Raw genomic sequence first — 17,185 nt, 5'->3', positions numbered from 1 at the left:
GGCGGTGGGCGGCGCGGCCTGCCCCCGGAGCCGGTTCGCCGCGGTCAGAAGGTGTGTCGGAGTCTGCGCATGCTTGAGATCGTGGTGACGACGGAGGGCTGGGAGCGGTACGAGCGGGTGTCCGCCGGGGAGCTGGGTGGGCTGGTCCGGCGGATCGGTGGGGAGGGTGACCGGTTCCTGGTGGTCCAGCGCATACCCGACCTGCCCGACGTCTTCGCCCAGGTCTGGCACAAGGACGGCGGTGACTACACGGTGGAGCACCGCGCCGGTGCCGCCGACCGGCACTTCCAGGCGAGGGCCGACGAGCCCGGGGCCGTGATCGCGGCGCTGACCGGCTGGGCCCGCCAGGAGGCCGGATGGGACGCGCCTCTGGCCTGGTCGCCGCTGGACATGGGCCCCGTCCCCGAGGTGCCGCCGCTCGACCTCGCCGAAGACGACCGCACGGAGCTGGAGAGGCGCGTCCGCGAGGTGCTCGTCGGCGGCTATTCCTCCCGCGCCGAACTGGCCGAGCTCGCGGAGGAGTACCTGGTCGACGGGGACCACCGGCCCGTCTCACGCGAGCAGGCGCAGGCGCCGGCCGACCGGCTGTGGCTGGAGCGGGTCGCGGAGCAGGCCGCGTGGCGGGGCGAGACCGATCCCGAGCGGCTCACCCGCGCGTTCGCCGCCCTGCGGGAGGCCGGTGTCACCGCCCGTGAGAACGTCACCTGCTGCCGTGGCTGCGGCCAGGCCGAGATCGGCGCCGAAGGCGAGCCCGACGCCCGGGGCTTCGTCTACTTCCACACCCAGTGCACGGACTCCGCCGCGGCCGGCCAGGGACTGACGCTGCTCTACGGCGGCTTCGACGGCTCGGCCGAGACCACCGCGGCCATCGGCCACGAGGTCGTGGCCGCTGTCGAAGCGGCCGGTCTCCCCACGGAGTGGGATCACGACCCTGGCCGGGCCATCACCGTCACCCCCCTGGACTGGCGCCGCCGCCTGATCGGCTAGCCGCACCGGGCCGGGTGGGGGCACCGACCGGTGGGTATGGCGGCGGGGATACCATCTCTGTCGCCATGCACACGAACTCCACGCCTCCCGCCCACGCCAGCCTCGTCGCCCTCGGCGACTCCTTCACCGAGGGGATGTCGGACCGGTTGCCCGACGGTTCCTACCGGGGCTGGGCCGACCTGCTCGCCACGCGGATGGCGGCGCGTACGCCCGGCTTCCGGTACGCCAACCTCGCGGTGCGGGGGAAGCTGATCGGGCAAATCGTCGACGAGCAGGTGGACGTCGCGGCGGCGATGCGGCCGGACGTGGTCACGCTGGTCGGCGGCCTGAACGACACCCTGCGGCCCAAGTGCGACATGGGCCGGGTCAAGGGCCTGCTCACCGAGGCGGTCGAGCGGCTGGCGCCGCACTGCGGGCAGCTCGTGCTGATGCGCAGCCCCGGCCGGCAGGGCCCGGTGCTCGAACGGTTCCGGCCGCGCATGGAGGAGCTGTTCGACTGCGTGGACGGGCTGGCGGAGAAGCACGGCGCGGTCGTCGTCGACCTGTACAGCGCGCCCTCGCTGGCCGACCCCCGCCTGTGGGACGTGGACCGGCTCCACCTGACCCACGAGGGCCACCGCCGGGTCGCGGAGGCGGTGTGGCAGTCGCTCGGCTACGAGCCCGAGGACACCGAGTGGCACACCCCGGTCCCGCCCACCCCGCTGCCGGGCTGGCTGGACCGCCGCGTGGAGGACGCCCGCTTCGCGCGGACGTATCTGCTGCCCTGGATAGGCCGCCGCCTGACCGGCCGCTCCTCGGGCGACGGCCGGACGGGCGCCCAGTTCAGCGCCGAACTCGGCAAGCCCTTCTGGATCACCCCCGCGGACCACATGGAGCCGGGCCCGGTGACGGGCTGGCGCCAGGTGGAACTCTGAGCAGCGGTCCAGCCCGGCTCCCCCGCGCCGTCCGTCACTCCGCCGGCATGGAGGCGACGACACGCGAGAACTCCGCCTCGGTGAGAGCGCGCCCCCAGAGCGCCACCGTCCACGACCATCGGGCGTCCGCCCAGTGGTGCACGTAGGCCGAGGGGTCGGAAACCCACCCGGGTTCGAAGGGCGGGGAATTCAGCGGCCGGCGGATGAGGACCGCCATGCTCGGGGTGCTCTCGGGCGCGTCGTCGTCGTACAGGTCGATCGCGAGGACGCCGGTGCCGAGGTCACCCTCGAACAGGACGGGTTCGAAGTGTGCGGTCCCGCCGGGCCACCAGCCGGGCAGGGGCAGCGGATGGTGCCGGTAGTACGTGGCGGCCCGTTCGCGCGCGTCCTCGCGGGCCCGCTTCGCCGACTCGGCGGCATGGGTGAGCTGGAACCGGCTGTCCGGAACCTCGCCGGGGAACGACAGGCCGGACAGCTCCTCGCGGTAGCCGGCCTCCGCCACTTCGGCCAGGAGGATGATGCCGAGGGCCGCGTCCACGACCAGCCTCAGGGGAGGGGCCGGCGCCCGGGTGCCGAGTGTGACATCCCAGGCGTCCCGGCCGTCGTGTACGACGCGGGTCGGCCCCGCGATGGCGGTGGCCCCGGCGAGAGAGTCCAGACCCGCGCAGTCGATGAGCCGGTGAGGCAGCGGAGCGAGGTCCCAGGGGAAGTCGTCGGTGAACTCGAGCCGGTCGGCGCGAACGGCCTCGGGTGAGGATTCCCCGCCGGGCTCCGCGAACTCGACCGAGACGTCACCGGTGTCGTGTTCCAGGAGCCAGTCGCCCGGCGGCCGGTACACGAAACGCGTCCCGAGGCGGACGGGGCTGGCAGGCGGCCACCCTCGAAGGTCCTGGCGTCGCGGCTGGACCGAGGTGTGCCGCCCCTCCACAGCGGGCGTGGGTGTCCCGTCGAGCAGCTCTTTGAGCTCGCTCCAGTTCATCACGGCGTCTCCGCGGCTCGGGGGTCAACTGCCGTCGCCCGTGGCGTGGGACCCGTCAGCGAAGTCGACCAGCAGATTGACCATCGGGAACTTCGTGACCACCGCGGTGTTGCCGAAGGCCTTCACGATCTTCTGCTTGTCGACCGCGACCCCCGAAGCAGCGCCGTCCGCGGCGTCCTTCCGCCGGCTCACGCAGGTCTCGTCACGCGCACCCTTGATGTTGACCCCGCACTGGTAGCGGTAGTCCATTGCGAAGTGCGAGGAACCGCTCCAGGGGCTTGCGCGGAACGTGATCTCCCACTTCTTCGAGGTCCTGCCCCGGACGTACTCCTTGATGCCGAGCTTGACCTGCTGAACCGGCCGGCACTCGCTGGGACCGCAACTGGCCTCGATCGCGAAGACATCACTGGATCTGCAGATGTAGTCCGTGGTCTTCGCTCCGCGACGGAGCTTGTACCCCGTGGGCGTGGGAGCCGCCGAGCGCGTGGCCGCGTGCTCGCCGTTCAGCAGCCGCCGGACCGCTTCCGGCAGCTCGGCGACAGGCGTGACCCTGTCCGTCGCCAGGGGCCGGTCGGAGAAATACCTCACGGGCCTGGTCGTCCCCGCCGGTTCGTAAGCGAAGTAGCCGAACCCGTTCGTCTCGCGATGGTCCGGGAGGGGCGCGGGAGCCGCTCCGGTGAGGGCGACAAACGCTGCCGTGGCGGCTGCGGCCGCCTGTCCGGCATGACGCACTCGCACCGTTCCCTCCTGCGGTGGGGAGATCGTGGGCGGTCGGGGGAGGCGTGAGGCTCTTGGCCGTCCCGACTCGATCGGTCCGTCAGGAGTGTCCCGTACGGCAGGGCCACGCGCCGGGAGCCCACGGGGCTGGTTCACGCGGATGAGTGAGCACGGGAACCCGCGCTCCGGTTCGGTGGCGCTGCCGGCGCCTTGCCGGTGCGTTGCCGGTGCCTTGCCGAAGCCGGGACGCGAGGTCCATGAGAAGCTGGACGGCCGTCCAGGACGGCACCCCCCTGGCGAGCCACGGCGCCCTTGTAGCTTCCTCCGAACAACCCCGAGGCGCTGGCCTGCACGAATTGCCAGTAAACTCGGTGCACGTGACTTCAGCGCCCGCCAAGCCCCGCATCCCGAACGTCCTCGCCGGACGCTACGCCTCCACCGAGCTCGCCTCGCTCTGGTCGCCCGAGCAGAAGGTGAGGATGGAGCGGCAGCTCTGGCTCGCCGTGCTGCGGGCGCAGAAGGACCTCGGCATCGAGGTGCCCGACGAGGCGATCGCCGACTACGAGCGTGTGCTCGACACCGTGGACCTGAACTCGATCGCCGAGCGCGAGAAGGTCACCCGGCACGATGTGAAGGCCCGGATCGAGGAGTTCAACGCCCTCGCCGGACACGAGCACGTGCACAAGGGCATGACCTCGCGCGACCTGACGGAGAACGTCGAGCAGCTCCAGATCCGCGTCTCCCTTGAGCTGATGCGCGACCGCGCGGTGGCCGTCCTCGCCCGGCTGGGCAAGCTCGCGGCGGAGTACGGCGAGCTGGTCATGGCCGGCCGCTCGCACAACGTGGCCGCCCAGGCCACCACCCTCGGCAAGCGCTTCGCGACGGCGGCCGACGAGCTGCTGGTGGCGTACGAGCGCGTCGAGGAGCTGCTCGGCCGTTACCCGCTGCGCGGCGTCAAGGGCCCGGTCGGCACCGCCCAGGACATGCTGGACCTGCTCGGCGGGGACACCGCCAAGCTGGCCGAGCTGGAGCAGCGGACCGCCGCCCACCTGGGCTTCTCGCGGGCGTTCACCTCGGTCGGCCAGGTCTATCCGCGCTCGCTGGACTACGAGGTCGTCACCACGCTGGTGCAGCTGGCGGCGGCGCCGTCCTCGGTCGCGAAGACGATCCGGCTGATGGCCGGGCACGAGCTGGTCACCGAGGGCTTCAAGCCGGGCCAGGTCGGCTCCTCCGCGATGCCGCACAAGATGAACACCCGCTCCTGCGAGCGCGTCAACGGCCTGATGGTGATCCTGCGCGGCTACGCCTCGATGACCGGCGAGCTGGCGGGCGACCAGTGGAACGAGGGCGACGTGTCCTGCTCGGTGGTGCGCCGGGTCGCGCTGCCGGACGCGTTCTTCGCGCTGGACGGCCTCCTGGAGACGTTCCTGACCGTGCTCGACGAGTTCGGCGCCTTCCCGGCGGTCGTCGCCCGCGAGCTGGACCGCTACCTGCCGTTCCTGGCCACCACCAAGGTGCTCATGGCCGCGGTGCGGGCCGGGGTCGGCCGCGAGGTCGCCCACGAGGCGATCAAGGAGAACGCGGTGGCCACCGCGCTCGCCATGCGGGAGCAGGGCGCCGACCGCAACGACCTGCTGGACAAGCTCGCCGCCGACGAGCGCCTGCCGCTGGGCCGCGAGCAGCTCGCGGCCCTGATGGCCGACAAGCTGTCCTTCACCGGTGCCGCCGCCGACCAGGTCGGCGTCCTGGTCCGCCGCATCGACGAGATCGCCGCCAAGCACCCGGAGGCCGCCCGCTACACCCCCGGGGCGATCCTCTGAGCCTCACCCAGGCGGAACTGGAGGCCGCCCGCGACCGTCTCGTCCCCGATGTCATCGCGGACGGCCTCCACGTGCTGTTCTGCGGCATCAACCCCGGTCTGATGTCCGCCGCGACGGGCCACCACTTCGCCCGCCCCGGCAACCGCTTCTGGCCCGTCCTCCACCGCTCGGGCTTCACCCCCCGGCAGCTCAGGCCCGCCGAGGAGCGCGACCTGCTCTCCTACGGCCTCGGCATCACCAACGTCGTGGCCCGTGCCACCGCCCGCGCCGACGAGCTGGAGCCCGAGGAGTACCGCGAGGGCGGCCGGCTGCTGGCCGCCAAGGTCGAGCGGTACGCGCCGCGCTGGCTGGCCGTGGTCGGCGTGACGGCCTACCGCTCGGCCTTCGCGGACCGCGGCGCCCAAATCGGCCCGCAGGAACGGACCATCGGGAACACCCGGATCTGGGCGCTGCCCAACCCGAGTGGCCTGAACGCCCATTGGACCCTGGAGACGATGGCTCAGGAGTTCGCGCGGCTGCGGGAGGCGGCGGCCGAGGCGTAGCACGCGCTACGGCGGAGGCGTCCACGTCACCGTCGCCAGCAGCTCGGCCTCGTCCTCCGCGTCCCGGTCGGCGACCCCCACCGCCACCCACATCCCGCGCTCCCCCACCTGCCACACGTCCAGTTCATCGGTGCGCAGACAGAGGGTGGCCCAGGGCTCGGGTATGGACTCGCCCCGCGCGAGCCGGACCCGGAGGGTGAGCAGCCCCCAGGCGGGCCCGCCGCCCCACCGCTCGTCGAGCCGGGCGGCTATCGCCTCCCGCAGCGCGTGGAGATCCCCGGCGACACGCTCCCGCGTCTCCGGCCCGGTCCCCCGGCCGGTCTCCAGAACCACGGTGCGGTACCCGGCCCCGCCCTCCGGCAGGTCCGGGGCGCGGAGCCGGTCGATGGCGGCGAGATGCCGTGCGACGACGTCCATGGATCCAGTAAAGCGGGGGGCACTGACAATTGGCGGGGTGTCAGCGGAGGCGCCGGTTCCGGACGGGTGCCGGTTCCGGACGGATACCGGTCGCTCAGGCGTCCCGTCGCCGCACGCACCACGCCCCCGCGAGAAGGGCCGCCGCCGTCCACAGCGCGGTGACCGCGAGCCCCGACCAGGGGCCGAGGGCGCCGTCCCAGGTGCTGTGCAGGGCGATCTGGCCGGCCCGGTCGGGGAGGTAGTCGGCGGCGCCGGCCGAGAGGTCCCCGATGACGAAGGACACGATCAGCAGGAAGGGGATCAGCAGGGCGAGCGTGGTGACGCCGCTGCGCAGGACGGCCGCGAGTCCGGCGGCCAGGAGCGCCATCAGCGTGAGGTACAGCGCGCAGCCGACGGCGCCACGCAGCCCCTCGCCCCAAGTGGGCGCGTCCGCACCGAGGGTGACTCGGCCCAGCGCGAGGGTCAGCAGTCCGGTGAGCAGGCCGGCCGCGAGCACCGGCAGCGCGACGGCGGTGGCCTTGGCGGCGAACCAGCGCGTGCGGTCCGGTACGGCGGCCAGCGTCAGCCGCAGCGCACCGCCCCGGTACTCCCCCGCCACCGCCATGGCGCCGAAGGAAACCGCCGCGATCTGGCCGAGGCTGACGCCGAAGAACGCCGAGAACAGCGCGTCGGAGTGATCGGGGTCGGCCGCCGCGACCGCCGAAAAGCCCACGGTGACAAGGAGGATGGCGGCCAGGGCGCCGACCAGCGACCGCAGGGTGCGGATCTTGAGCCACTCGGCGTGCAGGACGGGGACGAACGGCATGGTCAGACCTCCTGGGGCTGTGCGGTGAACTCGGCCTCGGCGACCGTGAGGTCGAGGTACGCCTCTTCCAAGCTGGCTTCCTGGGCGGCGAGTTCGAGGACGGGCAGCCCCGCCTCGGACATCAGCCGCCCCAACTCCTTGGCCCGGGCGTCCCGTACGGTCCACGCGCCGTCCGCGTCCCGCTCGGCCTCGTGGCCGTGCCGCAGGAGCAGCGCGCCGAGGGCGTCGGTGTCGGCCGCGCGCACCCGTACCCGGGGGCGGACCCGGGCGTCGATGAACTCCCGTACCGGGGTGTCCGCAAGGAGCCGGCCCCGGCCGAGGATCACCAGCTGGTCCGCGAACGCGGCCGTCTCGCCCATGAGATGGCTGGACACCAGGACCGTACGCCCCTCGGCGGCCAGTTCGCGCAGCAGCGAGCGGACCCAGACGATGCCCTCGGGGTCGAGGCCGTTGGCGGGTTCGTCGAGCAGGATGACCTCAGGGTCGCCGAGCAGTGCGGCGGCGATGCCGAGCCGCTGGCGCATGCCGAGGGAGAAGGTCCGCACCCGGCGCCGGGCCACGGAGGCGAGCCCGGTCCGCTCCAGGACGGTGCCGACCCGTGCCAGGGGGATGCGGCCGGCCGCCGCCAGCACCCTGAGGTGGTCGTGGGCGGTACGGGAGCCGTGGGCCGCGCGGGCGTCCAGCAGGGAGCCCACCCGCCTGAGCGGATCGGTGAGTTGGGCGTAGGGAGTGCCGTCGAGGGTGGCGGTGCCGGAGGTGGGCCGGTCGAGGCCGAGGACGAGCCGCATGGTGGTGGACTTGCCCGCGCCGTTGGGGCCGAGGAAGCCGGTGACGCGGCCGGGGCGGACGGTGAGGGTCAGGCCGTCGACGGCGCGTCTGCCGCCGTACTCCTTGGTGAGGTCGCGCAGTTCGATGCTGGTCATGGCGACGAGCCTCGCCGGATGCGCGCGCCCGCGCCTCCCCCTGGCGTGGGGATCGCCTCCCCCGCACGGGGGAGGTCCGTCACCGTCGCGGCCTGCGACGATGGCTCCATGGTCCGCTTCCTGCGCCCGCTGCTGCGCGGGACGACGTACACCCGCCTGCTGCATCTGTGGGTGCCGGTGCTGATCGTCAGCGTCTGGCTCTTCATCGACTTCCGTACGCCCTGGATGCCCGCGGTCCTGATCGCGCCGGCCGGTCTCGTGGCCGGGGTGCGGATGGGCGAGGGCGTGCAGGCGCGGCTGCTGCTGACGCCCGGCGAGAAGGAGCCGGGCATCTCCGCGGTCCCGGCGGCCTCCTGGCGGGACCGGTGGCGCACCGTGCTGTGGCTGGAGGTCCGTATGGTCCTCGGGATGGCCGCGGCGTTCGCCTGTGTGTGGCTGCCGACGCTCACCTTCGACCTCGCCAAGTACGCCTGGGGGAAGCCCTCTTCGAACGTCCCTCTGCTGGACCGGCTGCCACCCCACCCGGCGTTCGCGCTGCTGGCCCCGCTTCCGCTGCTCGCCCTGTACGGTGCGGTGGTCGGGCTCGGCGCTCTCATCACGGCGTGCGCACGGCGGTTGCTCGGTCCTTCGGCCGCCGAACGCCTGGCCGCGCTGGAGGAGCGCACCGAGCTGCTGCTCGAACGGACCCGGATCGCACGGGAGTTGCACGACTCGATCGGGCACGCGCTGACCGTGGCCGTGATCCAGGCGGGTGCCGCGCGGGCGGCGGGCGACGCGGAGTTCACCGGGCGCGCGCTGACCGCCATCGAGGAGACCGGCCGGGCCGCCCTCGAAGACCTGGAGCGGGTGCTCGGGGTGCTGCGCGAGAGGGAACGGCCGGTGGGCGCGCGGCCCACGCTGGCGGACGCGGGACGGCTGCTGGAGTCGGCGCGGGCCTCGGGCGCCAAGGTGGACTCCGAGGTGACGGGCCCGGTGGAGGCCGTGCCAGGGCCGGTGTCCCGCGAGGGCTACCGCATCCTCCAGGAGGCGCTGACCAACGTCCTGCGGCACGCGGGCCCGGTCCCCGTGCGGGTACGGGTGACCGTGGCCGGGCCACGGCTCACGCTGGAGATACGCAATCCGCTCCCGGCCGGACTCGCCGAGAGCCGTGGCGGCAGCGGACTGCGCGGCATCCGCGAGCGGGCGGCGCTGCTCGGCGGCAGCGCCCTGACCGGTCCGGACAAGGAGGAGTGGCGGGTGCGGGCGGAACTCCCGCTCGGCTGAGGTCTATTGACGGCGGCGGTGACGACGGCGGTCCGTACTGATCTACGCTGGCCGGATGCCCGTCACCGTACTGCTCGTCGACGACGAACCCCTGGTCCGCGCCGGTCTGCGGGCCGTGCTCGACGCCCAGCCCGACATCGAGGTGGTCGGCGAGGCCGCCGACGGAGCGGCCGTCATCCCGCTGGTGCGCCAACTCCGCCCGGACGTCGTGGCGATGGACGTGCGGATGCCCCTTCTGGACGGCATCGAGGCCACGCGCGCGGTGCTGCGCACGGTGCCCGATCCGCCCAAGATCGTCGTGGTGACGACCTTCGAGGAGGACGAGTACGTGTACGAGGCGCTGCGCGCGGGCGCGGACGGCTTCCTGCTGAAGCGGGCCCGCCCGGAGGAGATCGCGCACGCGATACGGCTGGTGGCGGCGGGCGACTCGCTGCTGTTCCCGGCGTCCGTACGGCAGTTGGCCGCCCGTTTCGGCGGTGAGCGGTCGGCCTCCGCTCCCCTGTCGGCGGCCCGGCTGACCGAGCGGGAGGCGGAGGTGCTGCGGCTGATGGCGCGGGGTCTGACGAACGCGGAGATCGCCGCCCGGCTGGTGGTCGGCGCCGAGACGGTGAAGTCGCATGTGAGCGCGGTGCTGGCCAAGCTCGGGGCGCGCGACCGCACCCAGGCGGTCATCGCCGCGTACGAGTCGGGGTTCGTCGCGCCGGGCTGACCCCCGCCCGCCCCTCGCCGGGACCGGCGGGCCCGAGTACGATCCGCCCCACGACGCCCGCGAGCTGGGAGGACGGACCGTGGGGCAGCTGACCGGTGGCGATCCCTCGCTGCTGCGGAGGATCAACTCCGCGGTGGTGCTGCGCGCGCTGCGCGATGCGGAGTGTGCGACGCTCACCGAGATCACCCGGGTGACCGGGCTGTCCCGGCCCACCGTGGAGGGGGTCGTGGAGGGGCTGGCCGAGGCGGGGCTCGTGGTGGAGACGGCGGCCGAGGAGGGCACGGCCCGGCGGCAGGGGCGCCCGGCGCGGCGGTTCCGGTTCCGGGCCGAGGCGGGGCATCTGCTGGGCCTGGAGATAGGGGCGCACCGGGTGGTGGCGACCCTGTCCGACCTGGACGGGCGGGTGCTCGGCACCCAGACCAGACCCGTCGACGAGAAGGCGCCGGCCGACGAGCGCCTGGAGCGGCTGCGCGGCACGGTCGCCGAGCTGCTGCGCCGGGCCGGGGTCGCCCGTGGCTCGCTGCGCGCGGTCGGGGTGGGCACGCCGGGCATCGTGGAGGCCGACGGAACGGTTCGCCTGGGTACGGCGCTGCCCGGCTGGACCGGGCTGCGGCTCGGTGACCGGCTGAGCCGTTCCTTCAAGTGCCCGGTGCTGGTGGAGAACGACGCCAACGCGGCCGTCGTCGCCGAGCGCTGGAAGGGCGCGGCGGCGAAGAGCGACGACGTGGTGTTCGTGCTGGCCGGACTCAGCCCGGGCGCGGGCGCGCTGATCGGCGGGCGGCTGCACCGGGGGTTCGGCGGCGCGGCCGGCGAGATCGGGGCGCTGCATCTGCTGGGCCGCGAGGCCACCCCGGAGACACTGCTGTCGACCACGGGCGAGCCGCTGCCCCCGCTGGACGAGCAGGCGGTCACGGAGGTGTTCGCGCTGGCCCGTGAGGGCGACCGGGCGGCGCAGGCGGCCGTGGAGCGCTTCATCCAGCGGCTGGTGCACGACGTGGCCGCGCTGGTGCTGGCCCTCGACCCCGAACTCGTCGTCATAGGCGGCTGGGCGGCCGGTCTGGACGGCGTCCTGGACCCCCTGCGCGGGGAGCTCTCCCGCTACTGTCTGCGGCCCCCGGGTGTCGTCCTCTCCCTCCTGGGGGAGGCGGTCGTCGCCATGGGGGCGCTGCGGCTGGCGCTGGCGCATGTGGAACGGCAACTGTTCGCGGTGGAGGGGGCGGTGGGGGCGGGCGACTGAGCCGCCCGGGCCGTCGAACGCCGAGCCGCCCCGCCCGGAAAACACCGCACGCCCCGCCAAGCCGGCGGGGCGTGCGGTCGGTTCAAGCCGATGTCAGGACGCCCGGCGCGCCGGATCGTCGTGTATCTCGACGTCCGGGGAGTCCCCGAAGGTCAGCCGGCACGTGTCCGCGCGGTACGTCGCCACGGAGAGCGCCGCGGTGCGGCCCGCCGCGTGGAAGCGGGTCGTCAGGACCAGGACCGGGGAGCCCGGCAGCCGGTCGAGTTGACGGGCGTCGTCCGCCCCGGCGGAACCGAGTTCGACGGCGCGGTCCTGCCCGTCCAGCTCCAGCCGGTGCAGCTCGCGCAGCACCGCACGCGCGCGGGACGGCCCCGAGGGCGCGTCGATCGCGGTGAGGTCGGGCACCGAGGACGCCGGGACGTAGAGCAGCTCGGTGGCGACGCTGCGTCCGTGCGAGGTACGGGAGCGGCGCACGATGTGCACCTCTTCCCCGCCGGTCTCCAGCGCGGCCGCGACGGAGGCGGGCGGCACGGACCGTACACAGTCCACGGGCTGCCACGCGTCGTCCCCGGCCCCCGGCCAGGTGTGCCGCGAGGTGCCGACGGCGACGCCCACGCGCGGCGGCGCGACGGTGGTGCCGACGCCCCGGCGGCGCTGCAGGCGGCCCTCCAGCTCCAGCTGCTCCAGGGCCTGGCGCAGCGTGGCGCGGGCGACGCCGTAACGGGCCGCGAGGTCGCGTTCGTTCGGCAGGATCTCGCCGACCGAGAACTCCGAGTCGAGTGCCTCGGTGAGCACGGTCTTGAGATGCCAGTACTTCGGTTCCGGCACCGATTCCAGTTGCGTGGTCCCCACCCTGTCCTCCGCAAGCCGTTGTCCGGCGGTTTTGGCGCCCTTGTTTATTAAAGGTTGTTGCAGTTATCAGTGACCATAAAACGGGCTTGACCCTTGGTCAAGACCAATCCTCCCTCCAGGGCCCATATCGGCGGGCCCCGGACACCCGGGCGTTCACACGGTGTTCGCGAGGGAGCGCAGCTTGTCCGGGTTGCGAACGATGTAGACCGTGCTGACGAGGCCGTCCACGATGTCCACCTGGAAGACGGAGTCGGGCTTGCCGTCGAGCAGGACGAGCACCGCGACCGCGCCGTTGACCTCGATGAACTCGTACGACATGCCGGGTACGACGCCCTTGCCGACGGCGCCCGCGAGGAAGCGGCCGACCTTGTCGGCGGTGTGCAGCTCGCGCACCGGTGCCTTCGCCTTGCCGCCGCTGTCGCCGACGAGCCGGGCCTCGGGCGCGAGGAGCGACATCAGCCCTTCGAGGTCGCCCTCGGTCGCGGCGGCGAGGAAGCGCCGGGTGAGGTCGCGGCGCTGGGCGGGGTCGACGTCGTAGCGCGGGCGCCGCTCCTCGACATGGCGGCGGGCGCGTCCGGCGAGCTGGCGTACCGCCGCCTCGCCGCGGTCGAGGAGTTCGGCGATCTCGGCGTACGGGTAGCCGAACGCCTCGCGCAGCACGAACACCGCGCGCTCCAGCGGGGAGAGCGACTCCAGGACGACGAGGACGGCGAGGGAGACGGAGTCGGCGAGCAGGGCGCGGTCGGCGGTGTCGGGGACCGTGTCGCCGAAGTCGGTGACGTACGGCTCGGGCAGCCAGGGGCCGACGTACGCCTCGTCGCGCGCCTTGACCTGGCGCAGCCGGTCGATGGCGAGGCGGGTGGTGACGCGCACCAGGTAGGCGCGCGGTTCGCGGACCTTGCCGCGGTCGGCGCCCGCCCAGCGCAGCCAGGCGTCCTGGACCACGTCCTCGGCGTCGGCGACGCGGCCGAGCATCCGGTAGGCGACGCCCATGAGGAGGGGGCGGTTCTCTTCGAAGACGTCGGTCGCGGTGTCGGTGGTCACCGCCTCATCCCAGCCGACCCGTCCGCCGGTGTCCAGACGGTATCGCCCGACACGCCCCGAGGCCCGTACGGAATCGGCCGGTCCGGTACCGGGGGCGGGTGCGTTCGCCGCCCGGCGCGGGTACTACCCGCCGGTAGCCATTGCTGACAAGCTGTCCACCGCGTCCGTCCGCAGTCCACCCGAGGAGCACTTCATGTCCGCCACCGCCTCCTTCCCGGTCACCGGCCCGCACGGCACGGGGGATGTGACCGTCTCCTACGAGCGCGTGGGACGCGGTGAGCCGCTGGTCCTGCTGCACGGCATCGGACACCACCGGCAGGCGTGGGGTCCGGTGGCGGACATCCTGGCCACCGAGCGCGAGGTCGTCGCCGTGGACCTGCCGGGCTTCGGCGCCTCCCCGGGGCTGCCGGCCGGGCTGGACTACGACCTGCCGACGACGAACGCCGTGCTCGGCGCGTTCTTCCGCGAACTGGGCCTGGACCGGCCGCACGTGGCCGGCAACTCGCTGGGCGGGCTGCTCGCCCTGGAGCTGGGCAGCGCCCGGCTGGTGCGCTCGGTCACGGCGCTGTCCCCGGCCGGGTTCTGGACCGAGGCCGAGCGGCGGTACGCCTTCGCGGTGCTGCTCGCCATGCGCGGCATCGCACAGCGCCTTCCGCTGCCGCTGGTGGAGCGGCTGGCGGGCAACGCGGTGGGGCGTACGGCGCTGACCAGCACCATCTATGCCCGCCCGGCGCGCCGTTCGCCCGAGGCCGTGGTCGCCGAGACGCTGGCGCTGGCCGGGGCGACCGGCTTCGACGCGACCCTGCGCACCGGCGCCACCGTGCGGTTCACCGACACCGTGCCCGGTACGCCCGTCACGGTCGCGTGGGGCACCCGGGACCGGCTGCTGCTGCGCCGGCAGGGCGTGCGCGCGAAGCAGACGATCCCGCACGCCCGCCTGGTGCGGCTGCCCGGCTGCGGGCACGTCCCGATGAACGACGACCCGGCGCTCGTGGCCCGCGTCCTGCTGGACGGCAGCCGCTGACCGCCGGCGTCCCGTACCCTCGGTAGGTGCCGCGCACCGGCGTCATCCCCCGGAGCGCGGCACCCCTCGTTCGGGTCAACTCGCCTGTAGGGTGAGCACGTTCCGTGGCTGATGGGACGCCGTGCACGGCGTCGCGGCACGGCAGGATCGTGGAAAATGCAAGGAAATCGGCCCAATCAGCCTTTACCCATCGGTCACAGAGCGTTCGTGATCACGCAACACCACTGCGTCACAGTGGCCGCATGACACCAGAGACAACCCAGACGATGCGCGCCCGGCACGGGCGTCCGGTGCACCACTGGCGACGCGATCTCGTGGAGCTGGCCGCGCTGTTCACGGCGGTCGCCGTCGCGGACGCGGTGGCGAACCTGATCGGGCACGGCCCCGACGGTCCCGCGCTGCTGGTGGCCTCGGCGGTCGCACTGGCCGCGACCGCGGGGTTCCACACCTGGTGGTCCCGACGGCACGGACACGCACCCCCGGTCCCCGGCGGCGATACCGGCGCCCGGTCCGCCGCCGAGGCGCGGCCGGCCGGGCGGTCCGACGACGAGGGCACCGCGGTGGAAGGCCCGGGCGCGCTGTGGCGGATGCGGACGACCGTGCGGGACGAACCCGGCTCGCTGGCCGTGCTGTGCACCGCGCTGGCCGGGGCGCGGGTCGACATCCTGAGCCTCCAGACGCACCCGCTGGCCGACGGCACCGTGGACGAGTTCCTGCTGCGGGCACCGGAGGCGCTGACGGCGACCGAGCTGACCCGGACCGTGGCCCAGGCGGGCGGCGCCTCCACCTGGGTGGAGCGGGCCGACGCCCACGACCTGGTGGACGCCCCCACCCGCGTCCTCGGCCTGGCCACCCGCACGGCCCTCGACACCGCCGAACTGCCGCTCGCGCTGCGGCAGTTGCTGGGGCGGTGCACGGTGCGTTCGCTGCCGGGCCGGCCGGCGGACAAGGACGCCGTGCCCGTCGAGGGTGTCCTTGAGGACACGGTGATGCGGCTACGAGCCCCGGGCGGCGGGGTGTTGAGCGTGGAGCGGCCGTATCTGCCGTTCACACCCACCGAGTTCGCGCGGGCGCGGGCGCTGGTCGAGCTGGACGGCAGGCTGGGCCCGCGCATTCCGCGCGGCCGTGACGTGCTCACCCTGCCGGAGGGCAACGACATCACCGTGCGCCGGGTGGACACCGGGGACCTGGAGGCCGCCCGCGCGATGCACGAGCGGTGCTCCCCCGCCACCCTCGCGCTGCGCTACCACGGCCCGGTCACCGACGCGGACCGCTACCTCAACCATCTGCTCAGCCCCCGCTTCGGCCGCACCCTGGCCGCACAGACCACCTCGGGCCGCGTCGTCGGTCTCGGCCATCTGCTGTGGGACGGCGACGAGACCGAGGTCGCCCTGCTGGTCGAGGACGACTGGCAGCGGCGCGGCATCGGCGCCGAACTCCTCGGCCGCCTGGTGGCGATGGCGGTCGAGGCGGGCTGCGAGAGCGTCTACGCCGTGACCCGCTCCTCCAACACCGGCATGGTCGCCGCGATGCGCGGTCTCGGACTCCCGCTGGACTACCAGGTGGAGGAGGGCACCCTCGTCATCACGGCCCGGCTGGACGCGGTCCCGGTGCCGGTGCCGGCCTCGCAGGAGGACGGGCGGGTACGGCTCGGCGGCGCGGCCGAGCACGGCTGATCACAACCGATACGAACGTACGGCCCGAACAGCGCCTGGATACAGCGCTGTTCGGGCCGTACGGCGTTCACCCCACCGCCTCGCTCAGCGGCACCGGCGTACGGGCGGCCGTCCCCAGCGCGCCGTCCAGATCCGCCCACAGGTCGTCCACGTCCTCCAGGCCGACCGAGAGCCGCAGCAGCCGGTCGCTCACCCCGGCGCCGCGCCGGTCCTCGGCGTCGACGATGCGGTGGCTGATGGACGCGGGGTGCTGGATGAGGGTGTCCACGCTGCCCAGGCTGACGGCCGGGGTGATCAGCCGGACGCGGGAGATCACCTCGTGCGGGTCGCCGTGCGTCTCGAAGGCGATCATCGCGCCGCCCAGACGCGGATAGCGGACGCGGGCCACCCGCGGGTCGGCGGCGAGCCTGCGGGCGAGTTCGGCGGCGCTCGCGGAGGCGGCCCGTACCCGTACCGGCAGCGTGGCCAGGCCCCTGAGCAGCAGATATCCGGCGAGCGGATGCAGCACCCCGCCGGTCGCGAAGCGGATGCGGCGCAGCTGTCCGGCGAACTCCTCGTCGCAGGCCACCACCCCGGCGAGCACGTCCCCGTGGCCGCCGAGGTACTTGGTGGCGCTGTGCAGCACCAGACGGGCACCGAGTTCGGCGGGGCGTTGCAGCACGGGGGTCGCGAAGGTGTTGTCGGCGAGCAGCGGGACCGAGCCGCAGGAGTGGGCGACGGCCCTCAAGTCGGTTTCCGCGAGCGTGGGGTTGGCCGGCGACTCGACCATCACCAGGCCGGTGTCGGGGCGCAGCGCGTCGGCGATGCCCGCCGGGTCGGTCCAGGTGACCTCGGTGCCGAGCAGTCCGGCGGTCAGCAGATGGTCGCTGCAGCCGTACAGCGGCCGTACCGCGACGACATGGCGCAGGCCGGCCGCCGAGCGGGCGAGCAGGACCGCGCTGAGGGCGGCCATGCCGCTGGCGAACGCCACGGCGGACTCGGTGCCTTCGAGCCGGGCGAGCGCGGTCTCGAAGCGGGCCGTGGTCGGGTTGCCGAGGCGGCCGTAGACCGGCGGCCCCACCGGTTCGGCGCCGTCGGCGGCGAACGCGTCGATGCGCGCCGCCTCGCCCCGGCTGTCGTACGACGGATAGGTGGTGGACAGGTCGATGGGCGGGGAGTGCAGGCCCTGGCCGGCGAGGTCGTCGCGGCCGGCGTGCACGGCCTCGGTGGCCAGAGCACGGGAAGGGGCGTTGTCAGAAGCGCCGTTGCTCGCTGAGTCCATGGGCGTCAGGGTGAA

General features: G+C 73.7%; 17 protein-coding genes. 9 read left to right on the top strand and 8 right to left on the bottom strand.

Annotated elements, in window-relative coordinates; genetic code table 11:
• Positions 1-69: 69 nt before the first annotated feature.
• Both AB0898_RS13565 and AB0898_RS13560 read left to right on the top strand, forming a co-directional pair.
• Positions 70-987 (top strand): DUF6891 domain-containing protein, encoded by a 918-nt coding sequence (locus tag AB0898_RS13565; RefSeq protein WP_366803058.1) that lies wholly within the window; start codon positions 70-72, stop codon positions 985-987.
• Positions 988-1,052: 65 nt separating this feature from the next.
• Positions 1,053-1,901: an SGNH/GDSL hydrolase family protein gene (locus AB0898_RS13560; protein WP_366803057.1), complete on the top strand. Its 849-nt coding sequence runs from the start codon at positions 1,053-1,055 to the stop codon at positions 1,899-1,901.
• A gap of 34 nt (positions 1,902-1,935) precedes the next feature.
• Here AB0898_RS13560 and AB0898_RS13555 read toward each other — a convergent pair whose 3' ends face one another.
• Positions 1,936-2,739: a hypothetical protein gene (locus AB0898_RS13555; protein WP_366803056.1), complete on the bottom strand. Its 804-nt coding sequence runs from the start codon at positions 2,737-2,739 to the stop codon at positions 1,936-1,938.
• A 165-nt stretch (positions 2,740-2,904) separates the two neighbouring features.
• A complete protein-coding gene (locus tag AB0898_RS13550; protein ID WP_366803055.1) occupies positions 2,905-3,468 on the bottom strand; it encodes a hypothetical protein in 564 nt (187 codons plus the stop codon).
• A 506-nt stretch (positions 3,469-3,974) separates the two neighbouring features.
• Between AB0898_RS13550 and purB the strand changes: the two genes are divergently transcribed.
• Positions 3,975-5,417 (top strand): adenylosuccinate lyase, encoded by a 1,443-nt coding sequence (gene purB, locus AB0898_RS13545; protein WP_366803054.1) that lies wholly within the window; start codon positions 3,975-3,977, stop codon positions 5,415-5,417.
• The gene (gene mug, locus AB0898_RS13540) at positions 5,414-5,959 is read left to right on the top strand and encodes a G/U mismatch-specific DNA glycosylase (RefSeq protein WP_366803200.1); all 546 of its coding nucleotides are present in this window, start codon (positions 5,414-5,416) and stop codon (positions 5,957-5,959) included. Before purB ends, mug begins: the two co-directional genes overlap by 4 nt.
• Before the next feature lie 6 nt (positions 5,960-5,965).
• Here mug and AB0898_RS13535 read toward each other — a convergent pair whose 3' ends face one another.
• The 3 genes from AB0898_RS13535 to AB0898_RS13525 all read right to left on the bottom strand — a co-directional run bounded on the left by AB0898_RS13535 (position 5,966) and on the right by AB0898_RS13525 (position 8,104).
• Complete coding sequence (locus AB0898_RS13535) at positions 5,966-6,376, bottom strand: hypothetical protein (protein WP_366803053.1); 411 nt, start codon at positions 6,374-6,376, stop codon at positions 5,966-5,968.
• A gap of 94 nt (positions 6,377-6,470) precedes the next feature.
• Positions 6,471-7,181 (bottom strand): ABC transporter permease, encoded by a 711-nt coding sequence (locus AB0898_RS13530; RefSeq protein WP_366803052.1) that lies wholly within the window; start codon positions 7,179-7,181, stop codon positions 6,471-6,473.
• A 2-nt stretch (positions 7,182-7,183) separates the two neighbouring features.
• Positions 7,184-8,104, bottom strand: coding sequence for an ATP-binding cassette domain-containing protein (locus AB0898_RS13525; protein ID WP_366803051.1), 921 nt, complete (start codon positions 8,102-8,104; stop codon positions 7,184-7,186).
• Between the two features lie 108 nt (positions 8,105-8,212).
• On the opposite strand from AB0898_RS13525, the gene AB0898_RS13520 reads away from it, so the two are divergent.
• From AB0898_RS13520 to AB0898_RS13510, 3 genes are all read left to right on the top strand, one after another.
• Positions 8,213-9,367 carry a histidine kinase gene (locus AB0898_RS13520; RefSeq protein WP_366803050.1) on the top strand — a complete coding sequence of 385 codons (1,155 nt, stop codon included), beginning with the start codon at positions 8,213-8,215 and terminating at the stop codon, positions 9,365-9,367.
• Between the two features lie 55 nt (positions 9,368-9,422).
• Positions 9,423-10,076, top strand: a complete 654-nt coding sequence (locus tag AB0898_RS13515) for a response regulator transcription factor (RefSeq protein ID WP_366803049.1) — start codon at positions 9,423-9,425, stop codon at positions 10,074-10,076.
• A 79-nt stretch (positions 10,077-10,155) separates the two neighbouring features.
• Positions 10,156-11,313 (top strand): ROK family transcriptional regulator, encoded by a 1,158-nt coding sequence (locus AB0898_RS13510; protein ID WP_366803048.1) that lies wholly within the window; start codon positions 10,156-10,158, stop codon positions 11,311-11,313.
• 93 nt (positions 11,314-11,406) lie between these two features.
• On the opposite strand, the gene AB0898_RS13505 is transcribed toward AB0898_RS13510, so the two are convergent.
• Together AB0898_RS13505 and AB0898_RS13500 are read right to left on the bottom strand one after the other, a co-directional pair.
• Entirely contained in the window at positions 11,407-12,165 is a 759-nt protein-coding gene (locus AB0898_RS13505; protein ID WP_366803046.1) for a GntR family transcriptional regulator, read from the bottom strand.
• A gap of 153 nt (positions 12,166-12,318) precedes the next feature.
• The gene (locus tag AB0898_RS13500) at positions 12,319-13,209 is read right to left on the bottom strand and encodes an RNA polymerase sigma-70 factor (RefSeq protein WP_366803045.1); all 891 of its coding nucleotides are present in this window, start codon (positions 13,207-13,209) and stop codon (positions 12,319-12,321) included.
• Positions 13,210-13,402: 193 nt separating this feature from the next.
• On the opposite strand from AB0898_RS13500, the gene AB0898_RS13495 reads away from it, so the two are divergent.
• Together AB0898_RS13495 and AB0898_RS13490 are read left to right on the top strand one after the other, a co-directional pair.
• Positions 13,403-14,233 (top strand): alpha/beta hydrolase, encoded by an 831-nt coding sequence (locus tag AB0898_RS13495; RefSeq protein WP_366803044.1) that lies wholly within the window; start codon positions 13,403-13,405, stop codon positions 14,231-14,233.
• A gap of 242 nt (positions 14,234-14,475) precedes the next feature.
• A complete protein-coding gene (locus AB0898_RS13490; protein ID WP_366803043.1) occupies positions 14,476-15,909 on the top strand; it encodes a GNAT family N-acetyltransferase in 1,434 nt (477 codons plus the stop codon).
• A gap of 67 nt (positions 15,910-15,976) precedes the next feature.
• Here the strand turns inward: AB0898_RS13490 and AB0898_RS13485 are convergent, their stop codons facing one another.
• A complete protein-coding gene (locus AB0898_RS13485; RefSeq protein WP_366803042.1) occupies positions 15,977-17,170 on the bottom strand; it encodes a PLP-dependent transferase in 1,194 nt (397 codons plus the stop codon).
• Positions 17,171-17,185: the final 15 nt, after the last annotated feature.

The organism is Streptomyces sp. NPDC005435, assembly GCF_040703155.1.
Lineage (GTDB): Bacteria > Actinomycetota > Actinomycetes > Streptomycetales > Streptomycetaceae > Streptomyces.
This window is presented reverse-complemented; position numbering and strand designations above follow the sequence as displayed.

Coding starts and splice junctions, on each gene's coding strand:
- AB0898_RS13565 (WP_366803058.1), top strand. CDS start 70: ATGCTTGAGATCGTGGTGACGACGGAGGGCTGGGAGCGGTACGAGCGG.
- AB0898_RS13560 (WP_366803057.1), top strand. CDS start 1,053: ATGCACACGAACTCCACGCCTCCCGCCCACGCCAGCCTCGTCGCCCTC.
- AB0898_RS13535 (WP_366803053.1), bottom strand. CDS start 6,376: ATGGACGTCGTCGCACGGCATCTCGCCGCCATCGACCGGCTCCGCGCC.
- AB0898_RS13530 (WP_366803052.1), bottom strand. CDS start 7,181: ATGCCGTTCGTCCCCGTCCTGCACGCCGAGTGGCTCAAGATCCGCACC.
- AB0898_RS13525 (WP_366803051.1), bottom strand. CDS start 8,104: ATGACCAGCATCGAACTGCGCGACCTCACCAAGGAGTACGGCGGCAGA.
- AB0898_RS13520 (WP_366803050.1), top strand. CDS start 8,213: ATGGTCCGCTTCCTGCGCCCGCTGCTGCGCGGGACGACGTACACCCGC.
- AB0898_RS13515 (WP_366803049.1), top strand. CDS start 9,423: ATGCCCGTCACCGTACTGCTCGTCGACGACGAACCCCTGGTCCGCGCC.
- AB0898_RS13495 (WP_366803044.1), top strand. CDS start 13,403: ATGTCCGCCACCGCCTCCTTCCCGGTCACCGGCCCGCACGGCACGGGG.
- AB0898_RS13490 (WP_366803043.1), top strand. CDS start 14,476: ATGACACCAGAGACAACCCAGACGATGCGCGCCCGGCACGGGCGTCCG.
- AB0898_RS13485 (WP_366803042.1), bottom strand. CDS start 17,170: ATGGACTCAGCGAGCAACGGCGCTTCTGACAACGCCCCTTCCCGTGCT.